The organism is Pectobacterium colocasium (genome assembly GCF_020181655.1).
Lineage (GTDB): Bacteria > Pseudomonadota > Gammaproteobacteria > Enterobacterales > Enterobacteriaceae > Pectobacterium > Pectobacterium colocasium.
The window spans coordinates 2,005,176-2,024,953 of the sequence record NZ_CP084032.1 but is presented as its reverse complement, the minus strand read 5'-3'; the positions used below and the strand labels follow the sequence as shown (position 1 = coordinate 2,024,953).

The 19,778-nt window shown below is 52.6% G+C and carries 17 protein-coding genes; 11 read left to right on the top strand and 6 right to left on the bottom strand.

The window, feature by feature from the left end; all coding sequences use genetic code 11:
- Nucleotides 1-75: 75 nt before the first annotated feature.
- Both LCF41_RS09195 and yieE read right to left on the bottom strand, forming a co-directional pair.
- Nucleotides 76-1,551 (bottom strand): amino acid permease, encoded by a 1,476-nt coding sequence (locus LCF41_RS09195; protein ID WP_225087790.1) that lies wholly within the window; start codon nt 1,549-1,551, stop codon nt 76-78.
- Between the two features lie 135 nt (nt 1,552-1,686).
- On the bottom strand, nt 1,687-2,559 hold the full coding sequence (gene yieE / locus LCF41_RS09190) for a DNA-binding transcriptional regulator YeiE (RefSeq protein WP_225087789.1): 873 nt from the start codon (nt 2,557-2,559) through the stop codon (nt 1,687-1,689).
- Nucleotides 2,560-2,679: 120 nt separating this feature from the next.
- Between yieE and LCF41_RS09185 the strand changes: the two genes are divergently transcribed.
- Both LCF41_RS09185 and nfo read left to right on the top strand, forming a co-directional pair.
- Nucleotides 2,680-3,753: a YeiH family protein gene (locus tag LCF41_RS09185; RefSeq protein ID WP_225087788.1), complete on the top strand. Its 1,074-nt coding sequence runs from the start codon at nt 2,680-2,682 to the stop codon at nt 3,751-3,753.
- A gap of 68 nt (nt 3,754-3,821) precedes the next feature.
- Entirely contained in the window at nt 3,822-4,667 is an 846-nt protein-coding gene (gene nfo, locus LCF41_RS09180; protein ID WP_225087787.1) for a deoxyribonuclease IV, read from the top strand.
- A gap of 111 nt (nt 4,668-4,778) precedes the next feature.
- On the opposite strand, the gene fruA is transcribed toward nfo, so the two are convergent.
- Genes fruA through fruB form a run of 3 tightly spaced genes read right to left on the bottom strand, consistent with a single transcriptional unit; the run spans nt 4,779 to nt 8,557 of the window.
- The gene (fruA, locus tag LCF41_RS09175; protein ID WP_225087786.1) at nt 4,779-6,470 is read right to left on the bottom strand and encodes a PTS fructose transporter subunit IIBC; all 1,692 of its coding nucleotides are present in this window, start codon (nt 6,468-6,470) and stop codon (nt 4,779-4,781) included.
- 18 nt (nt 6,471-6,488) lie between these two features.
- A complete protein-coding gene (gene fruK, locus LCF41_RS09170) occupies nt 6,489-7,427 on the bottom strand; it encodes a 1-phosphofructokinase (RefSeq protein WP_005967280.1) in 939 nt (312 codons plus the stop codon).
- Nucleotides 7,424-8,557, bottom strand: a complete 1,134-nt coding sequence (fruB, locus tag LCF41_RS09165) for a fused PTS fructose transporter subunit IIA/HPr protein (protein ID WP_225087785.1) — start codon at nt 8,555-8,557, stop codon at nt 7,424-7,426. Before fruB ends, fruK begins: the two co-directional genes overlap by 4 nt.
- A gap of 334 nt (nt 8,558-8,891) precedes the next feature.
- On the opposite strand from fruB, the gene setB reads away from it, so the two are divergent.
- Nucleotides 8,892-10,070, top strand: a complete 1,179-nt coding sequence (gene setB, locus LCF41_RS09160; RefSeq protein WP_225087784.1) for a sugar efflux transporter SetB — start codon at nt 8,892-8,894, stop codon at nt 10,068-10,070.
- A 10-nt stretch (nt 10,071-10,080) separates the two neighbouring features.
- Here the strand turns inward: setB and LCF41_RS09155 are convergent, their stop codons facing one another.
- Nucleotides 10,081-10,335: a YkgJ family cysteine cluster protein gene (locus tag LCF41_RS09155; protein WP_225087782.1), complete on the bottom strand. Its 255-nt coding sequence runs from the start codon at nt 10,333-10,335 to the stop codon at nt 10,081-10,083.
- Nucleotides 10,336-10,497: 162 nt separating this feature from the next.
- Between LCF41_RS09155 and yeiP the strand changes: the two genes are divergently transcribed.
- The 8 genes from yeiP to yejF all read left to right on the top strand — a co-directional run bounded on the left by yeiP (nt 10,498) and on the right by yejF (nt 19,778).
- The gene (yeiP, locus tag LCF41_RS09150) at nt 10,498-11,070 is read left to right on the top strand and encodes an elongation factor P-like protein YeiP (protein WP_039300896.1); all 573 of its coding nucleotides are present in this window, start codon (nt 10,498-10,500) and stop codon (nt 11,068-11,070) included.
- Nucleotides 11,071-11,157: 87 nt separating this feature from the next.
- Nucleotides 11,158-12,144: a CobW family GTP-binding protein gene (locus LCF41_RS09145; protein ID WP_225087781.1), complete on the top strand. Its 987-nt coding sequence runs from the start codon at nt 11,158-11,160 to the stop codon at nt 12,142-12,144.
- Nucleotides 12,145-12,182: 38 nt separating this feature from the next.
- Nucleotides 12,183-12,884: a phosphatase PAP2 family protein gene (locus LCF41_RS09140; RefSeq protein ID WP_225087780.1), complete on the top strand. Its 702-nt coding sequence runs from the start codon at nt 12,183-12,185 to the stop codon at nt 12,882-12,884.
- A gap of 322 nt (nt 12,885-13,206) precedes the next feature.
- Nucleotides 13,207-13,791: a bifunctional murein DD-endopeptidase/murein LD-carboxypeptidase gene (mepS, locus tag LCF41_RS09135; protein ID WP_225087779.1), complete on the top strand. Its 585-nt coding sequence runs from the start codon at nt 13,207-13,209 to the stop codon at nt 13,789-13,791.
- A gap of 431 nt (nt 13,792-14,222) precedes the next feature.
- Entirely contained in the window at nt 14,223-16,031 is a 1,809-nt protein-coding gene (locus LCF41_RS09130) for an extracellular solute-binding protein (RefSeq protein WP_225087777.1), read from the top strand.
- Between the two features lie 9 nt (nt 16,032-16,040).
- Nucleotides 16,041-17,138, top strand: a complete 1,098-nt coding sequence (locus tag LCF41_RS09125; protein ID WP_225087776.1) for a microcin C ABC transporter permease YejB — start codon at nt 16,041-16,043, stop codon at nt 17,136-17,138.
- Nucleotides 17,135-18,160 carry an ABC transporter permease gene (locus LCF41_RS09120; protein WP_225087775.1) on the top strand — a complete coding sequence of 342 codons (1,026 nt, stop codon included), beginning with the start codon at nt 17,135-17,137 and terminating at the stop codon, nt 18,158-18,160. Before LCF41_RS09125 ends, LCF41_RS09120 begins: the two co-directional genes overlap by 4 nt.
- 1 nt (nt 18,161) lies before the next feature.
- A complete protein-coding gene (gene yejF, locus LCF41_RS09115; RefSeq protein WP_225087774.1) occupies nt 18,162-19,778 on the top strand; it encodes a microcin C ABC transporter ATP-binding protein YejF in 1,617 nt (538 codons plus the stop codon).

Below are 19,778 nucleotides of genomic sequence, written 5' to 3'. Positions count from 1 at the left end.
ATCACATGTCATCAGCGGCGTGAAAGGCGATACGCTAAAGTAAAAAGCAGCGATAGTTAACCACGCGCTTACACTTTAGTCTTTATGATCGGGGTACGTCATATCCTGATATTTGATAAAACGCGTTCCACGGCACAGCTTGTAGCCGAACCAAATCAGCAGGAACAGCGGAATACCGATGTACGTTGCCGTCACGCCATACCAGTCGATTTTGTCTTGCAGAAACGCCTGATAGTTCTGTCCCAAAGTGATAATCAAGCAGAGCACAAACGCAAATATCGGCCCCAACGGGAAGAAACTTGATTGATAAGGCAGGCGGTTCAGATCATGCCCCTGCATAACGTACCCGCGACGGAAGCGATAATGGCTAATAGCGATCCCCAACCAGGCGATAAAGCCGGTCATACCCGACGTATTCAGTAGCCACAGATAAACCGTTTGATTGCCATACAAAGAAGACAGGAAACACAGTGCCGCTACTACAGTGGTGGCATACAGCGCATTACGCGGTACACCGCCTTTTGACAGCTTAGCGAACATGCGCGGCGCTTTGCCTTCCGATGCCAGCGTAAACAACATACGCGTAGAGGCGTACATCCCCGAGTTACCCGCCGACAGCACCGCGGTCAGGATGACCGCATTCATCACCGCAGCAGCAGACAGCAGGCCCGCGTTCTCAAACACCAGCGTGAACGGGCTTACCGTAATGTCTTTGACGTCATTACGCAGCAGGTTCGGATCGGTATAGGGAATGATTAAGCTGATAATCAGAATCGCGAAGATGTAGAACAGCAGGATACGCCAGAAAACCTGACGGATGGCACGCGGAATGTTTTTGCTTGGCTCCTGAGATTCCCCTGCCGCCACGCCGATCAGTTCCGTTCCCTGAAAAGAGAAGCCCACGATCATCGCCACACCTATCATGGCAGAGAAGCCACCGGCAAACGGCGCATCGCCAATTTCCCAGTTGTGGAATCCGGCATTTTCCGCACCGCTCATGATGCCCGTAATCATCATCACGCCAACGGCGATAAAAATGATGACCGTCGCCACTTTAATCAGTGAGAACCAGTATTCCGCCTCGCCAAACCCTTTCACGGAAATGTAGTTAAGCAGGAACATCAGCGCCAGGAACAGCGCACTCCAGATCCAGCCGGACACCTCTGGGAACCAATATCCCATCACCAGTTGCGCCGCCACCAGATCGACCGCGATGGTCACCGCCCAGTTGTACCAGTAGTTCCAGCCCAGCGCGAAGCCGAATCCTTCTTCTACATAACGGGAACCATAGCTGGAGAATGAACCGGAAACTGGCATGAACGCCGCCAGTTCACCCAGGCTGGTCATCAGGAAGTAAACCATCAGGCCAATCAGGGCATAAGACAACAGTGCGCCACCCGGGCCTGCTTGTGAAACCGTCGCACCAGACGCGACAAATAATCCGGTGCCAATCGATCCGCCAATGGCGATCATCGTTAAATGCCGTGCTTTCAGTTCACGGCGCAGGGTCGGTGCGCCCTGTGTAGTTTGTTGAATATCGTGCTGAGCCATTGTCATCCCGCGTGCTCGTGCTAAAAATCGAGGCGGGATTGTAGCAAATCGCGTTGTGCGGGATAGTTAAGATCGTCGAGTTATAAGAGAGCTTAATAACTCACGTCCGATTATTAGCAGCAGAAAATATTTTCGCTATGGCGTTTCACAGCAATAACTCAGGAAACGTTGCAGCACATTTGACAGATGTTTCTGCCGGTGATGTACCAGATACAGCGTCCGCGTGAGTTTAGGCAGCGGCACCTTCAGTTCCACCAGCGAACCTGACGCTAGCTGTTCGGCAATCACATGTCGTGACAGGCAACTGATACCAATCCCGTGGCGAACCGCATGTTTAATCGCCTCCGAGTTGCCTAATTCCATCACCAAATGAAAATGCGATAGGTGTGTCAGTAGCAGATGATCCAACACCTCACGCGTGCCTGAACCTCGTTCACGCAGGATCCAATGTGCATCTGCCAGCGCCGCTAATGATACCGTACCCCGGCTGAGCGGATGGTCGGGAGAACAAAACACCACCAGTTCATCTTCCAGCCAGGGCTGCGTAATCAAATCAGGATGATGGCAAGGCCCTTCGATCAACCCCAGGTCAACACTGAATTCAGACACCCGGGTGATCACATCTTTCGTATTGCCTACATGAAGTTCCAGCGGTATATCAGGGTAGTCATGGCGATAGCGGGCAATCATCGCGGGCAGCAGGTAGTTGCCGATAGTACTGCTGGCATAAATGCGCAGCGCCCCATTATCACGGCGGAAAAGCTGTTCAATTTCCATTGACTGTTCAAGTAATGCCAGCGCTTTGGGGTACAACAGGCGGCCATGTTCATTAACCACCAGACGCTTGCCCACGCGATCGAAAAGTTGAACACCCAACTGCCCTTCTAAATCCGCCAGAGCCGCGCTGACGGCCGATTGAGACAGGGCAAGCACAACGGAGGCCTGTGTCGTTGAACCGCTTTTCAGGACTTCGGCAAAGACTTCCAGTTGACGTAACGTGATATGCATAGTGCGCTCTTTATCTAAAATACTTATAGGTTATAAATATATAATCAATTTCTCTTTTAATCTTGTGGATTATAAGCTGGCTTCTCAATTTTCGGTACGGTCAGAATAGGCACTAAATCCATGGCTCTTCCTGCGACATTACCTACGATAGCCCCACCCGATGGAGCAAAAGCGCGATTGCCCGGTCTGCTGTTAGTAAGTTTAATAACTTTTTCGCTCCTCTGGCTGGCAAATATTCCGAAAATCGCCCATTGGGGACCCGGTTCACTGACATTGGCGATCCTGATTGGGATCGTTCTGGGAAACAGCGTTTATCCGCGTCTTCATCCTCTGTGCGATCCGGGCGTGCAGTGGGCCAAACAGCATTTACTGCGCTGGGGCATCATACTTTATGGTTTTCGCCTCAGCTTTCAGCAGGTTGCTGCCGTTGGCTTTACCGGTGTCGCGGTCGATCTTACCGTCGTCACGTTGACGTTTCTACTCGCCTGCTGGATAGGCAAACGCTGGCTGAAACTCGACGATGAAACCGTAATGCTCATCGGCGCTGGCAGCAGCATCTGCGGTGCGGCGGCGATCATGGCAACAGCCCCCGTTGTCAAAGCGTCCAGCAACGCCATTGCCGTCGCCGTTTCCACCGTGGTGATTTTCGGTACGACGGCGATGTTTTTGTATCCGTGGCTCTATCAGCTCAATCTCGATCATCACTGGATTGACATCACACCACAGATTGTCGGCCTGTACTTTGGCTCAACGATACACGAAGTCGCTCAGGTTGTTGCCGCAGGACATGCCATTGATGGTGCAACAGAGAACATCGCCGTCATCAGCAAAATGCTGCGCGTGATGATGCTGGCCCCTTTCCTTCTCATTCTTGGGTTTTACCTGAAAAAAGCGACGCAAAAAAGTGACGCGGAAGACGCGATTCCACTGATGTTTCCGTGGTTTGCTCTGGGGTTTATCGCCGTTGCCGCCTTCAACTCTTTCTCACTCCTCTCTCCGACACTCGTCACGCAGTTAGTTCAACTTAATAATATTCTGCTGACCATGGCAATGGTTGCGCTGGGGCTGACGACCCGATTTAGTGCCATTCGTCAGGCAGGTGCAAAGCCGCTGCTGCTGGCACTTGTTCTGTTTCTCTGGCTGGTCGTTGGCGGTGCGGGCATTAATCTGTTCTTCGAACATTTATTCGGCTAACGATAAATTATTTACCTGTTAACGTCTCATTAACCTGCATAATGTCTCCGTTATCAGAGGAGACCAACATGAAATACATCGGGGCGCACGTTAGCGCATCTGGCGGAGTCGATCAGGCCGTGATTCGCGCACATGAGATACAAGCGACGGCTTTCGCTTTATTTACCAAGAATCAGCGCCAATGGCAGGCCGCGCCGCTCAGTACAGAGGTCATCGACCGTTTTAAAACCGCCTGTGAGCAGTACGCCTATACGCCAGCACAGATTCTGCCCCACGATAGCTATCTGATTAATCTGGGTCACCCGGACGCCGAAGCGCTGGAGAAATCTCGCAGCGCGTTTATTGATGAAATGTCCCGCTGCCAGCAGCTTGGGCTAAGCCTGCTGAATTTTCACCCCGGCAGCCATCTGAAACAGATAAAGGAAACGGACTGTCTGGCACGTATCGCCGAGTCTATCAATATCGCGCTGGCGGAAACGGATGGCGTCACCGCCGTGATTGAGAATACCGCCGGGCAAGGCAGTAATTTGGGTTTCCGCTTTGAGCATCTGGCAGCCATCATCGACGGCGTAGAAGATAAAGGCCGCGTCGGCGTCTGTATCGATACCTGCCACGCTTTCGCCGGTGGCTATGACCTGCGGACAGAAGCCGATTGCGAAGCCACTTTCGCTGAATTCGATCGCATTGTTGGGTTTCGCTATCTGCGCGGAATGCATTTGAATGATGCCAAAAGCGCGTTCGGCAGCCGTGTTGACCGACACCATAGCCTAGGGGAAGGCAATATTGGCAAAACCGCTTTCAGCTATATCATGAAAGATGCCCGTTTTGACGGCATCCCGATGATTCTGGAAACGATCAACCCTGATATCTGGGCTGACGAAATCGCCTGGCTCAAATCCGAAGCGCAGCGCTAGTTAGCTTCTTGACTCCATAATAGTAAAAAGCGCCAGTTGGTTTACCCAACTGGCGCTATCTCATCCACATCCTTGTGTTATGGCATGATTTTTTAATGACGATAATCAGACTTACGCGACTTTCGCCAGTTGTTCATCAGAGCGTTTCAGCAGCGCGTACAGCACGCCAGCCACTGCGGTTCCCGCAATGATCGCTAACAGGTAGCCAATAACCGGGGTAATCGCGCCAGGAATCAACAGCACGAACAGACCACCGTGTGGTGCCATCAGCTTAGCGCCCACCGCCATCGACAGTGCACCAGTCAGTGCGCCACCGATGATACAGCAAGGCAGAACGCGCATTGGATCACGCGCCGCGTAAGGAATCGCCCCTTCGGAAATAAAGCACAGGCCCAGTACAAACGCCGCTTTACCGCCTTCACGTTCGGTCGGGTTGAATTTCTTGCTTGCCAGCACGGTCGCCAGACCCATTGCCAGCGGTGGCACCATACCGGCTGCCATAACGGCGGCCATCGGTGCGTAAATCTGGCTACTGAGCAAGGTCGTACCGAAGACGTAAGCCACTTTGTTAACCGGCCCGCCCATGTCCGTACACATCATCGCACCCAGGATCGCACCCAGAATCACCGCATTCGCCGTGCCCATGGATTGCAGCCAGCCTGTCAGGCCAGTCAGGATTTTCGCCACCGGCGTACCGACGACATAAATCATGATAAGACCGGTGATCAGCGTAGCAAATAGCGGAATGATCAGAATCGGTTTTAGCGCCGTCAGACTTTGCGGCAGGATCAGCTTATTGTTGATCGCTTTGGCCACATAACCGGCCAGAAAACCCGCGATGATCCCACCGAGGAAGCCCGCACCCGTACTCACCGCTAACATCCCGCCAACCAGACCCGGCGTTAATCCCGGACGATCCGCAATGGAGAAAGCGATATAGCCCGCCAGCACTGGCACCATCAGTGCGAAGGCAGAACCGCCACCGATCTTCATCAGCGCCGCGGCCAGCGTACCTTCCTGTTTAAAGGCCTCAATACCAAAGACAAACGACAGGGCGATACACAGACCACCCGCCACCACCATCGGCAGCATATAGGATACGCCGGTCAGCAGGTGACGATAAGGACCCGTTCCGCCTTTCTGAGCAGACTCGCTCGCGCTTGAGGCATTGGTTTGCCCAGACGGCTGATACACTTTCGCTTCAGCCTGTGCTTTATCCAGCTCCTGCGCCGTTTTCTTCAGCGCCAGCCCTGTAGAAGTGCGATACATCTTCTTGCCCGCAAACTTCGCCAGATCGACTTCAATATCCGCAGCAACGATCACCAGATCGGCCTGTTCCACTTCTTCTGGGGTAATCGCGTTGCCCGCGCCAACGGAGCCGCGCGTTTCCACTTTAACCCACCAGCCGCGTTTTTTAGCTTCACTTTCAATCGCTTCTGCTGCCATAAACGTGTGCGCGACGCCAGTCGGACACGCCGTTACGGCAACAATGCGCTTGGCAGCAGCGGGTTGCTGAACGGAAGCTGACGCGACAGCCTGATACGTCGTTGCTTCAGCCCGCGCCTTTGCCAAAAAGGCTTCCGGCTGCGAAACAGCCAGCTCAATGTCACCGACATAAACCTGCTTGCCATTCAGTGCGCTGTCCGCCGCAGCGGATGCACCCAGAACGATCGCCAGTTCAGCGTCGTTAGCCTGTTCTGTAAACGTCACCCCTGCTTTCGCAGCGGCAGCGCCGAGTAGGTTCTTCACCAGTTGGCTTCTCGCCAGGCCCAGTGATTTATCCAAAATCAGCAGCGTTTTCATTGTTTATCTCCTGCTGTATCAGTTAAAGGGTTTCAGGTCGACGCGCGCCATCATCGCGGCCAACTGAGGACGATCGGTAATACCAACATTACTTTGGCTCACGGCCAGAGCCGAAACTGCCGTCGCCAAACGCAGAGTGTGCTCACTGGACTCACGCATTAATAAGCCATAAATCAACCCCCCAACCATGGAGTCGCCCGCACCTACCGTACTTACCACATCACAAGCAGGTGGTTTAGCCAGCCACGCACCCGATGCATTCACCCACAGCGCACCTTCCGCACCCAGTGAGATCACAACATGTGCAATACCCTGTTCACGCAGCGCGTGAGCGGCATCCACCACATCAGCCAGCGTAGGTAATTTACGCCCAGCCCATATCTCCAGCTCCCGACGGTTTGGTTTCACCAACCAGGGAGAGGCTTTCAATCCCGCCACCAGCGCTTCACGGCTGCTGTCGAAAATAATGCAAGGACACTGCGTACGCAGACGAGACATCCAGTCGGTAAATGCATCAGGATCGACGCCAGCAGGCAGACTGCCGCTTACCGCAACCATGTCGAACTGCCCCAGCCAGCTCAGCGAATCATTGACGAAACGCTGCCAGTCCTGCTGTGTCACTTCAAAACCGGAAAAGTTGAAGTCGGTGACGTCACCATCTTTTTCGGTTAATTTGACGTTAATGCGCGTACGTCCTGGCACAACCTGGAAACGGTTAGCAATGCCCAGCTCGCTGAACAGTTGCTGAAAACCATCCTGATTGTCTTTGCCCAGAAAGCCACCTACCGTGACATCAATCCCGAGATCTTTCAGCACCTTGGCAACGTTAATGCCTTTGCCTGCGGCGTGCAGACCCGCTGTCTGAACCAGATTGACTTCGCCTTTCTCAACTTCCGGGCAATAGCCAACCAGGTCATAAGCTGGATTCAGGGTGATTGTGGCTACTCTCCTGCTCATGCTGCCCCCTCGCCCAAACCGGACGTAATCGCGTCGCCAATGGCGGCCAGTGCTTGTTCCGCATCGCTACCGCTGGCGGTGAAGCGCAGTTTATGGCCTTTCTTCACGCCCAGCGCGACGACTTTCATCAGGCTGCGGCCATTTGCCGGTTTGCCTGTGCCATCCAGATTGGTGACGGTAATATCACTGCTGAACTGTTTGATCACATTCACCAGCATAGTGCCCGGACGCGCGTGCAGACCGTGCTCGTTGCGAATGGTAAATTCTGCCGTCAGCACTTCGCTCTCTTCCGGTACGTCGCTGGTCAAAAGTGCCAGCAGCGTCGGCGCATCAGCCGTCAGCAGACGTTCCGCTTTTTGTGCAATCAGCAGGTTGCTCAGATAATCGATCGGCGCAAAAGCCTGATCGTCAGCCGCAGCTACCGTGACCAATAACGCCACGTTTTCACCATCAACGCTGAAAGGCGTAGCCGGACGCGCCACTGCGGCTGCGCTGCTGAGGTTACCCACCGCGCTATCGCTGAACCACACACCTTGCCCCAGATTCAGCGGCTTGTTGCTGACCGCGGTGCTGACAAAGCTGGCGTCGGCTGCACCGACCTGCTGAAGACGACCGGCATTCAGCGCCTGAAGCGTCAGCAGATTATCGGTCGCCACATCCAACGCAATCAGCGAGGTATCAAAGCGGAATTCCGCCAGTTGTTGCTCGCCCATCAGCAGGCTACGCAGTTCTTCCGCTGACTTTGTGCTTGCCAAGCGAGCCGCTACGCGATCGTCGCTCAGAACGTGGGTCAGTTGACGCAGCAGCGCAAGGTGTTCATCAGAACGGGCTGCAATACCGAGTACCACATAGGCGGTTTGATCTTCACCCCAGGCAATACCCTGAGGAAACTGGAATACTTGAACCCCGGTCTTCAATACCAGATCGCGGGTATCAGTGGTGCCATGAGGGATAGCAATGCCGCTTCCCAAATAGGTGGATGTTTGCTGTTCGCGCTGGAGCATGCCGTCGACATACCCTGCGTTAACGCACCCGGCATCGGTCAGCGCTGAAGCAACAAGCTGGATAGCTTCCTGCTTGTTGCTGGCCGCTGCGCCCAAATGAATATCTTGCTGTGACAACTGGAACATGGCTCTCCTCTCTTGCTGAAAGTTGAATCGTTTCAGCTTTTATGAGAAAAAAATGTGTCGATTGTTAGGGCGTTTCAAAAAAAATTCCGCTGAAACGTTTCAAAAGTCTCATTCTATTACGCCATTTATGCAAGCTTTCTGCGCTGCTGACGTAACAGAATTTTGACATCACGCACATTTTAACGTGGATGACGCGCTGCCCGCCAACAAAAATCACCCAATGGCTGAAGCCGTGCTGACGAAAAATAATGAAACAAGATTTCTGTTTCATTATAAACCCGAGTACTATGTCGCGCTCGACAGCCTCTGCCTATTTTCCAAGCGCTATCAATTTATGTTCACTCCTGCAAACACAACACGACGCCCGCTTGATCTGACATCGTCAGCATTCCTGGTTATTGCCTTTCTGACCGGAACAGCCGGCGCCCTGCAACTTCCTACGCTCAGCCTCTTTCTTTCCAGTGAAGTACAGGCTCGCCCTTTTCTGGTGGGGATGTTTTATACCGGCAGTGCGGTTATCGGTATTGTCGTTAGTCAGATGCTGGCTACGCGTTCGGACCGTCAGGGCGATCGCAAATCGCTGATCTTCGTGTGCTGCCTGCTGGGCGCACTGGCCTGCATGCTGTTTGCCTGGAACCGTAACTACTTTATTCTGCTTTTTATTGGCGTTCTGCTGAGCAGTTTTGGCTCCACCGCCAACCCACAGCTCTTTGCGCTGGCACGGGAGCACGCAGATAAAACAGGTCGTGAAGCGGCGATGTTCAGCTCCATCCTCCGCGCCCAAATTTCTCTCGCCTGGGTTGTTGGCCCGCCAATCGCTTTTGCGTTGGCGCTAGGGTTCGGCTTCACCACGATGTACCTGACTGCGGCGGCCGTCTTTATTTTGTGCGGCATTCTGGTCAAACTCTTTCTGCCCTCCATGCCCAAAGCGGTGGAAAAGACCACCTCAACGCTGGAATCACCGCGTCGTAATCGCCGAGACACGCTCTTGTTGTTCGTTGCCTGTACCTTGATGTGGACCTGCAACGGGATTTACCTCATTAATATGCCACTGTATCTGGTGCATGAACTGCATCTACCGGAAAAGCTGGCGGGGATCATGATGGGCGTGGCGGCCGGGCTGGAAATTCCGGTCATGCTGATTGCGGGTTACGTCGCGAAACGCTTCGGGAAACGTTTCCTGATGCGGCTTGCCGTTGCCTCCGGATTGCTGTTCTTCGGCGGCTTGCTGGTTCTCGATGGGGAAATTGCGCTGCTGGGATTACAAGCGCTGAACGCGATCTTTATTGGCATTCTGGCCGGAATCGGCATGCTCTATTTTCAGGATTTGATGCCCGGACAGGCCGGTGCTGCCACCACGTTGTTCACCAATACCACCCGCGTTGGCTGGATCATCTCTGGTTCACTGGCTGGGATCGTTGCGGAAATCTGGAACTATCACGCCGTTTTCTTCTTCGCCCTGCTGATGATCGTCGGTTCCATCTATTGTATGTGGCGTATCAAAGACGCCTGATGGTCGCACGTTAAGGTGCCGTATCGGCTTCCAGTTTGAGCAAGTAAATCATCGCCTCATCCCGATGGCTGAAACACATATCTGCGCGCGGCTGTAGCCCTGCGCAGACCGCGGGTCGCAACGGTGAATGAAATAATCCGCAGCGCATCGCGTCATCAAGATGGATACAGGGCGTGTTCGCGGGCTTGCCGTGCGGCAGGCCCGGCATTGGCGTTGAAATCGATGCCGCGATGCAGCAGGCACCGCAATGGGGGCGACAGTCCATCAGCAGGCTCTCCGGTGGGCTGACAAGAAGTAGAGAGCGCCACCATAACAGCCCTTCTACCAAAAACCAATATAAGACCACGTATCTTATGCTTGCCTGAATTCTCCGGCGCGAGTAACGTGTCGCCACAAAAATCACACTCCTTTATAGCAGGTAATTTTTATGGCAAGAGCGAACGAGATTAAACGCGGAATGGTCGTTAACTATAACGACAAGTTATTGCTGGTAAAGGACATCGACGTCCAGAGCCCTAGCGCCCGCGGAGCCAGCACGCTGTACAAAATGCGTTTTTCTGATGTCCGCACGGGTTTGAAAGTGGAAGAACGTTTTAAAGGCGACGACATTATCGATACCATCACGCTGACGCGCCGCACGGTTACTTTTTCCTATATTGACGGCGATGAGTATGTCTTTATGGATGATGAGGACTACACTCCTTACCTCTTCAAAAAAGATCAAATAGAAGAAGAGCTGCTGTTTATCCCTGAAGGCGGCATGCCGGGGATTCAGGTATTGAGCTGGGACGGCCAAATCATCGCGCTGGAACTGCCACAAACGGTCGATCTGGAAATTATTGAGACGGCACCGGGCATTAAAGGTGCTTCAGCCAGTTCGCGCAACAAACCTGCGACCATGAGCACAGGTCTGGTTATCCCTGTTCCAGAATATCTGAGCGCAGGTGAAAAGATCCGCATTCATATTCCAGAACGTCGCTATATGGGTCGCGCAGACTAACAGTCTATATTGTGCTTTCCGCACAATACTTGTCGCCGGATGACCAATCCGGCACACGTCACCCCTCCCCCGCATTAGGAGCCTGCCATGCTAACGAAAGTCAATTTGATTACGGGATTTCTGGGTAGTGGAAAAACCACCACGATTCGTCATCTTCTGTCGCAAAAGCCTGAGGACGAAGTCTGGGCGGTGCTGGTCAATGAATTCGGCGAAGTGGGCATTGACGGTGCGTTACTGGCGGACAGCGGTGCCGTCCTGAAAGAAATTCCCGGCGGCTGCATGTGCTGCGTGAACGGCTTGCCGATGCAGCTTGGCCTGAATATGCTGCTGCAACAGAAAAAGCCTCATCGGTTGCTCATCGAACCCACGGGGCTCGGCCACCCGAAACAAATTCTCTCCTTGCTGACGAGTGATATCTATCAGCCCTGGCTGACATTACAGTCCACGCTGTGTCTGCTGGATGCACGCCAGTTAAGTGAAACACGTTACACAGTAAATGAGAACTTCCGCGATCAGCTTGCCGCCGCTGACATTATTATCGCCAACAAGCGCGATACTTATACCGCCGACGATCTCGCGGCCTTACAACAGTGGCAGCAGGCAAGCGGCGATGGCCGGCAAATTATCGAGGCTAGTCAGGGAAACGTTGACCGACAACTGCTGGATCAGCCTAGATATAACATGCGTGAATTGCCGGACGGTGCGCATCACCATGCGCATCAGCCAAAAAATGGTCTGGCCGCGCTGCAATTACCGGGTGGACAATCCTGGCGCCGCTCTCTCAATCAGGGACAAGGCTACCACGCCTGCGGCTGGATATTCGCACCTGAAACCGCTTTTGATACCGCCGCGCTGCTGGACTGGGTTCGTCTTTCTCCCGTAAGCCGGGTTAAAGGGGTGATGCGTATAAAGGAAGGGACACTCGTCGTGAACCGTCAGGGACACGATCTTCACATAGAAACCCGATCGGCGGCACCGATTGATAGCCGTATCGAAATCATCAATGAAACACCAGCAGAATGGAATACGTTACAAGCCTCATTGTTGAAGGCTCGTTTAGCTAACGTAGACTAAACTGGAGTCTTTTCGTCTTTATTTGGATGCTTTGCCTTATGTCTTTTGCTCGTCTTTCTTCTATTTTAGTGCTCAATGCCTTGGGCATGGGTTTGTTCTTATCCTGGTATTTGCTGGAAGATCATGGTTTTTGGCTCACGCTCGACAGCCATATCTTTTTCTATTTCAACCGTCTCTTAGTCGATAGCCCGGCATTTTTACATCTGGTTGCCATCACCAACAATCGCGCCTTTGACGGCTGTGCGCTCATGGCGATGGGCTTGTTGTATCTGTCATTTTATCTGAAAGCCACGCCCACAGAGCGCCGCCGTTTGCTGATCATTGGCTTTATCATGCTGCTAACCGCCGTGGTGCTGAATCAGGCAGGACATTTATTACCCGTACAACACGCCAGCCCGACGCTCTATTTTAGCGACGTCAACCGCGTTTCAGATTTAACCGGTATTCCGACCAAAGATGCTTCATCAGACAGTTTCCCTGGCGACCACGGCATGATGCTGATGATCTTTGCCGCTTTTATGCTGCGCTATTTCACCCGCACCGCTTTTGTTATCGGTCTGGCCATCATGGTAATTTTCTCATTACCTCGCATCATGATTGGCGCGCATTGGTTTACCGATATTGCAGTCGGTTCGCTCTCAGTTGTTCTGGTCGGCCTGAGCTGGTGGCTATTAACGCCAGCAAGCGATGCCGCTATTGCCCTGTTAAACCGACTATTACCTAAAAAATCGACAGTATAAATTCCTATGATTTCAGATTTTTTACATCGACATTTTTTAGCTGAACACATCATTAAATCTTATAAATAAAATAGTTAAAACTTCTCGCAATCCTGCTGCTGTTGCGGTAGTCTCGTTCAAGTTTGCTTTTTAGCACATACTGAACTAGCAGCGGCAAGAGAAATAATGTGCATTCCGACACATTTTCGCCGATGAGTGTTTGGCTAAGAAGAAACTCTGTTTTAGTCTGAGTCTCGTTTTCGTTTGGCATTTATACCCCAGTGAAATGGGGATACTACATAGCGATATTTATCGTTAAGGACAGCAAGGGAACATAACAATAATGGTCAAGTCTCAACCGATTCTGAGATATATCTGGCGGGCAGTGCCTGCCGTCGCGGTGGCAATGATGCTCTCCGCATGTGGAAGTAACAGTGCGTACAACCATAAAGCTCAAACTGATATGCGTGCAGTTAATGACAAAGATAGTCTTTTACTGCAAGCCTCTCAGGATGAATTTGAAGCATTAGTGCGTAATGTGGACATCAAGTCCAAATTACTCAACCAATATGCCAGTTGGAAAGGCGTTCGTTATCGCTTAGGCGGTGATAGTCGCGGTGGCATTGATTGCTCAGCTTTCGTTCAGCGCACCTTCCGCGAACAGTTTGGTATGGTTCTACCGCGTTCAACCTATGAACAGCAAGAGATGGGCCAGAAAATTCAGCGTAATAAACTGCGCGTTGGCGATCTTGTTCTGTTCCGTGCGGGTTCAACCGGACGCCACGTTGGTATTTACCTCGGCAACGATCAGTTCGTCCACGCTTCAACCAGCAGCGGCGTCATCATTTCTAAAATGACGGAAGACTACTGGAATAAGCGTTATCAGGAAGGACGCCGTGTTCTGAGTAAAGGAACGACGACCAGCTAATCAATATCCGCTCCCTTGCTGTAGCCAACGAAACGAGACGACATGAACGCCGCTATAATAAGCGGCGTTTTTTTATGATGGACATCCTTGTCCATCACCCTACGGGCCGTTGCTGACGCAACGTTACAAATTTCTCCCGGAAATTTTTTATGCCTGTTTTGCCCGAATCCTGCTCACATTTGCCCCCTTTTGCGGCGCACTGCGCAAAATATGACTCACTCAACAACCTGAAACATTAACAAGCCGTGATTAAAGTAGGTTTATCACCTGATTTCATGATAAAAAGAAAACACACCGCTTCCCGATGGGAATGTTAATTATTTCAAGAACTTTATGCCGAGAAAATCGGCGTTGTTGACGTTACGGTATGGCACGTCTGCATCAGACGATCCCCAACCCGATAACATCCGCTCGCAGGAGATTACCGTCAGATGTTAAAACGCGTTATCGCTGCCGTATTGCTTTGCACAACCCATTTTGGGCTGCATGCCGAAACGATTGAAAACAGCACAAGCTTTGCACTTTTGGGGGAGCCCAAATACGCCGAGAACTTCCGCCATTTTGATTATGTGAATCCCGATGCGCCCAAAGGCGGTAGCATCACGCTCAGCGCACTAGGAACCTTTGACAATTTCAACCGCTACGCGCTACGCGGCGTGGCAGCGGCGCGCACTGAACGCCTCTATGATTCGCTCTTTGTTTCCTCTGATGACGAGCCCGGCAGTTATTATCCACTGGTTGCCCTGACAACACGCCATTCAGCGGATTTCCGCTGGATTGAGATCGAGATGAATCCCAAAGCCCGCTTTCACGACGGGTCACCGATCACCGCAGCCGACGTCGCGTTCACCTACAATATGTTTATGACGCAGGGCGTGCCGCAATTCCGCATCTATTTTAAAGATGTCACCGCGAAAGCCGTTGCACCGCTAACCGTACGCTTCGATTTTCCGGTTTCCGACAAAAACCGCATGTTCAGTTTGATGACATTGCCCATCATGCCGGAGAAGTTCTGGAAGAATCATAAACTCAGTGAGCCACTATCGTACCCACCACCCGCCAGTGGCCCTTACCGCATCACCGCCTATCGTACCGGCCAATATGTCACCTATTCACGCGTGAAAGATTATTGGGGTGCTGATCTACCGGTAAATAAAGGTCAGTACAATTTCGATAGCATTCGTTACGACTACTATCTGGACGACAGCGTCGCGCTGGAGGCCTTTAAAGCCGGAGCCTTCGATCTGCGCGAGGAAGGGTCACCAAAGAATTGGGCGACGCAATATCAAGGCGGCAACTTTGCACGCGGCTATATCATCAAACAGGATCAGGTAAATCAGTCCGCACAGGATACACGCTGGCTGGCATTCAATATCCAACGGCCGCTGTTTCAGGATCGCCGAGTCCGTCAGGCGCTAACGCTGGCCTTTGACTTCAATTGGATGAACAAGGCGCTGTATTACAACGCCTATCAACGTACCGACAGCTATTTCCAAAACACCGACTATGCCGCCAAAGGCGAACCCAGCGCAGAAGAACTCGCCTGGCTAACGCCGCTTAAGGACAAGGTGCCTGCCGAAGTCTTTGGTCCCAGCTACCAACCGCCCTCCTCCGACGGCAGCGGCTATGACCGCCAAAACTGGCTTAAGGCACTCAAGCTGCTGGAAGAAGCCGGTTGGGAATTGAAAAATCAACAACTGGTGAATCGCACAACTGGACAACCCTTTGCGTTTGAACTGTTGCTGCCAAGCGCGGGCAATTCACAGTACGTCCTGCCGTTTCAACAGAGCCTGAAGAAACTGGGCATCACCATGAACGTGCGTAATATCGACAGCACGCAGTTCAACAGCCGTATTCGTAAGCGGGACTTCGATATGACGGCAACGGTTTACAGCGCGTTTCTCTACCCCAGTGACAACCTGCAAATGTTCTGGAGCTCACAATACATCGACTCGACCTATAACAGACCTGGCGTCAGCGATCCCGCGATTGATGCTCTCGTTGAGGAAATCGTTAAGCATCAAGGGCAGAAAGCGCCGCTGCTCTCGCTGGGGCGCGCGCTGGACAGAGTACTGACCTGGAACCAGTTCATGATTCCGATGTGGTATTCCAATCATGACCGCTTCGCCTATTGGAACAAATTTGCTATGCCCGCTGTGCGCCCGGCTTATTCGCTGGGCTTCGACGGCTGGTGGTTCGATAACCAAAAGGCGGCTACGCTGCCCGCAGAGCGACGTTAAGGAATCAAAATGGGAACGTATCTATTACGCCGCCTCCTGCTGGTCATTCCAACCCTGTGGGCGATTATCACGATTAACTTCTTTATTGTACAAATTGCCCCCGGTGGGCCAGTCGATCAGGCCATCGCAGCCATTGAAATGGGGCACGGCAGCGGTTTTACCGCCAATAGCGGAATGGATGCCGGTATGGCACGTACTGGCACCGGCGGCGCACCCAATATCGAGAACGCCTACCGGGGGGCTCGTGGGCTCGACCCGGAAGTGATCGAAGAAATCACCAAACGCTATGGCTTCGATAAACCGATCCATGAGCGCTATTTTAAATTGCTGTGGGATTATGTCCGCTTTGACTTCGGCGACAGCCTGTTTCGCGGTTCTTCGGTGATGCAATTAATTAAAGAAAGCATGCCGGTTTCCATCACGCTGGGGCTGTGGAGTACGCTGATCGTCTACCTGATTTCCATTCCCCTTGGCATCAAGAAAGCCGTAAAGAACGGCACGCCGTTCGATACCTGGAGCAGTACGTTAATCATTATCGGTTATGCCATTCCGGCGTTTTTATTTGCGATCATTTTGATTGTGCTGTTCGCGGGGGGCAGTTATCTGGACTGGTTCCCACTGCGCGGGCTGGTTTCCAGCAATTTTGATACCCTGCCGTGGTACAGCAAGATTACCGACTATTTGTGGCATATCACGTTACCGGTTCTGGCTTCCGTGATTGGCGGTTTTGCCACCTTAACGATGCTCACCAAAAACTCGTTTATGGATGAGATTCGCAAGCAGTATGTGGTTACTGCACGCGCTAAAGGGCTGGATGAAAAGAGCATTCTCTACCGCCATGTGTTTCGTAATGCGATGCTACTGGTGATCGCCGGTTTCCCTGCCACATTTATCAGTATGTTTTTTACTGGTTCGCTGCTGATTGAGGTGATGTTCTCCCTCAACGGGTTGGGTCTGTTGGGCTATGACGCGACGCTGCAACGTGACTATCCCGTCATGTTCGGTACGCTGTATATCTTCACGCTGATCGGCCTACTGCTGAACATCGTCAGCGACATGACTTATACGCTGGTGGATCCGCGTATCGATTTTGAGGGACGCCAATGAGCCGCTTAAGCCCGATTAATCAGGCGCGCTGGGCGCGTTTTAAAAGTAATCATCGCGGTTACTGGTCGCTGTGGGTTTTCATGGTGCTGTTTATCGTCAGCCTGTTTTCCGAACTCATTGCCAATGATAAACCGCTGCTGGTGAAATATGACGGTGAGTTCTATACGCCGGTTCTCATTGATCACAGCGAGAGGACGTTCGGCGGACAGTTAGATACCACCGCTGACTTCCGCGATCCTTATATCGCCGAGCGTATCAGCAGCCACGGCTGGGCTATCTGGCCGCTAATTCACTACAGCTACGACACCATCAACTATGCCACGACGGCATCTTTCCCGTCTGCGCCAGACTGGCAGAACTGGCTGGGCACAGACAGCCAGGGGAAAGACGTGGTTGCACAGGTGCTATATGGCTTCCGTATCTCACTGCTGTTCGGTCTGGCGCTTACGATCCTGTCCAGCGTGATTGGTATCGCCGTCGGGGCGACACAGGGCTATTACGGCGGGCGTCTCGACCTGTGGGGACAACGCTTTATCGAAGTCTGGTCAGGTATGCCGACATTGTTTCTCATCATCCTGCTGTCCAGCGTGATTCAGCCAGACTTCTGGTGGCTATTAGCGATTACCGTCCTTTTCGGTTGGATGAGCCTGGTTGGCGTGGTGCGAGCAGAGTTTTTGCGTACCCGAAACTTTGACTATATCCGCGCGGCGCAGGCGATGGGCGTCAGCGATCGCGCCATTATGTTCCGCTGTATGCTGCCAAACGCGATGGTTGCCACGCTGACTTATCTGCCCTTCATTCTCTGCGGCTCAATTACCACGCTGACATCGCTGGACTTTCTCGGCTTTGGTCTGCCGATGGGCTCGCCGTCATTAGGCACCTTATTGCTGGAAGGAAAAAATAACCTTCAGGCACCGTGGCTGGGCATTACCGTGTTTATGGTGCTTTCCATCGTGCTTTCCTTACTCATTTTTATTGGCGAAGCGGTGCGCGACGCCTTTGACCCCAGCAAGGCGCATTAATATGTCCAGTTCACCTTTATTGCAGATAGATAATCTCAGCATTGCCTTCCGCAAAGGCGATCAGGAGCAACGCGTCGTCGATCAGTTGTCGCTGGCGGTGAACGCGGGTGAGACGCTGGCGCTAGTCGGTGAATCAGGTTCGGGTAAGAGCGTCACCGCGCTGTCGGTTTTGCGTTTGCTCCCTTCCCCGCCCGTCATCTATCCACAGGGGGATATCCGCTTCGCCGGACAATCGCTGCTGCATGCTGATGAAAAAACACTGCGTCAGATACGCGGCAACCGGATCGCAATGATCTTTCAGGAGCCGATGGTGTCGCTGAATCCTCTGCAAAGCATTGAGAAACAGCTGATTGAAGTGCTGTCGCTCCACCGTGGGATGCGTACCGAGGCAGCCCGCAGCGAAGTCATCACCTGTCTGGATCGCGTAGGGATTCGGCAGGCGAAAAGCCGGTTGAATGACTTTCCGCACCAGCTTTCCGGCGGGGAACGCCAGCGCGTCATGATTGCGATGGCGTTGCTGACACAGCCGGATTTGTTGATTGCCGATGAGCCCACAACGGCACTGGACGTGACCGTTCAGGCGCAAATATTGAAATTGCTGAATGAGCTGAAACAGGAGTTGGGGATGAGTTTACTGTTCATCACCCATAACCTGAATATTGTCCGTCAGTTAGCGGATAGCGTATCGGTCATGAAAGCCGGTCAGGCCGTGGAGCATAATCGCTGTCAGCAGCTTTTCAGCGCACCGCAACACCCTTACACACGCCAATTGCTGGATGCAGAACCATCAGGCGAACCGCTTCCAGTCGAGGATGACGGTGAGCCACTCCTGCGAGTGGAAAAACTACAGGTTTCGTTTCCCATCAAACGCGGCCTGTTGCGCCGTACCGTTGACGAAAAGCAGGTAGTGAACAATATCAACTTCACCTTGCGACGCGGCGAAAGTCTCGGTCTGGTGGGAGAATCCGGCTCCGGTAAAAGCACAACCGGGCTAGCACTGCTGCGCCTGATTCACTCACGTGGTGATATCTGGTTTGACGGCCAGCCCTTACAAGGACTCACCCGCAAGCAGCTATTACCTTTCCGCAGCCGGATCCAGGTTGTCTTTCAGGATCCGAACTCCGCGCTGAACCCACGGCTGAATGTGGAGCAAATCATTGCAGAAGGCTTGACCGTCCATCACAAGTTAAGCAAAGAGGCGCGAGACCAGCGCGTGGTTGAGGCGATGCAGGAAGTTGGGCTGGATCCTGCGACCCGTTACCGCTATCCCTCCGAATTTTCTGGCGGTCAGCGTCAGCGTATCGCTATCGCTCGCGCCCTGATACTGCAACCGGAGCTGCTGATCCTTGATGAACCGACATCATCACTGGACAGAACGGTTCAGGCGCAAATTCTGGCGTTGCTGAAGTCATTACAGGAAAAGCACAAAATCGCCTACCTGTTTATCAGCCATGATTTGCAGGTTATCCGCTCACTGTGCCATCAGGTTATTGTGCTACGACAAGGCGAAGTGGTTGAGCAAGGTGAATGTAAACAGGTATTCACGCACCCTGCCGAACATTACACACGGGAATTACTACAGTTTTCATCCTACACAACGGAAACACCGTCGGCATAA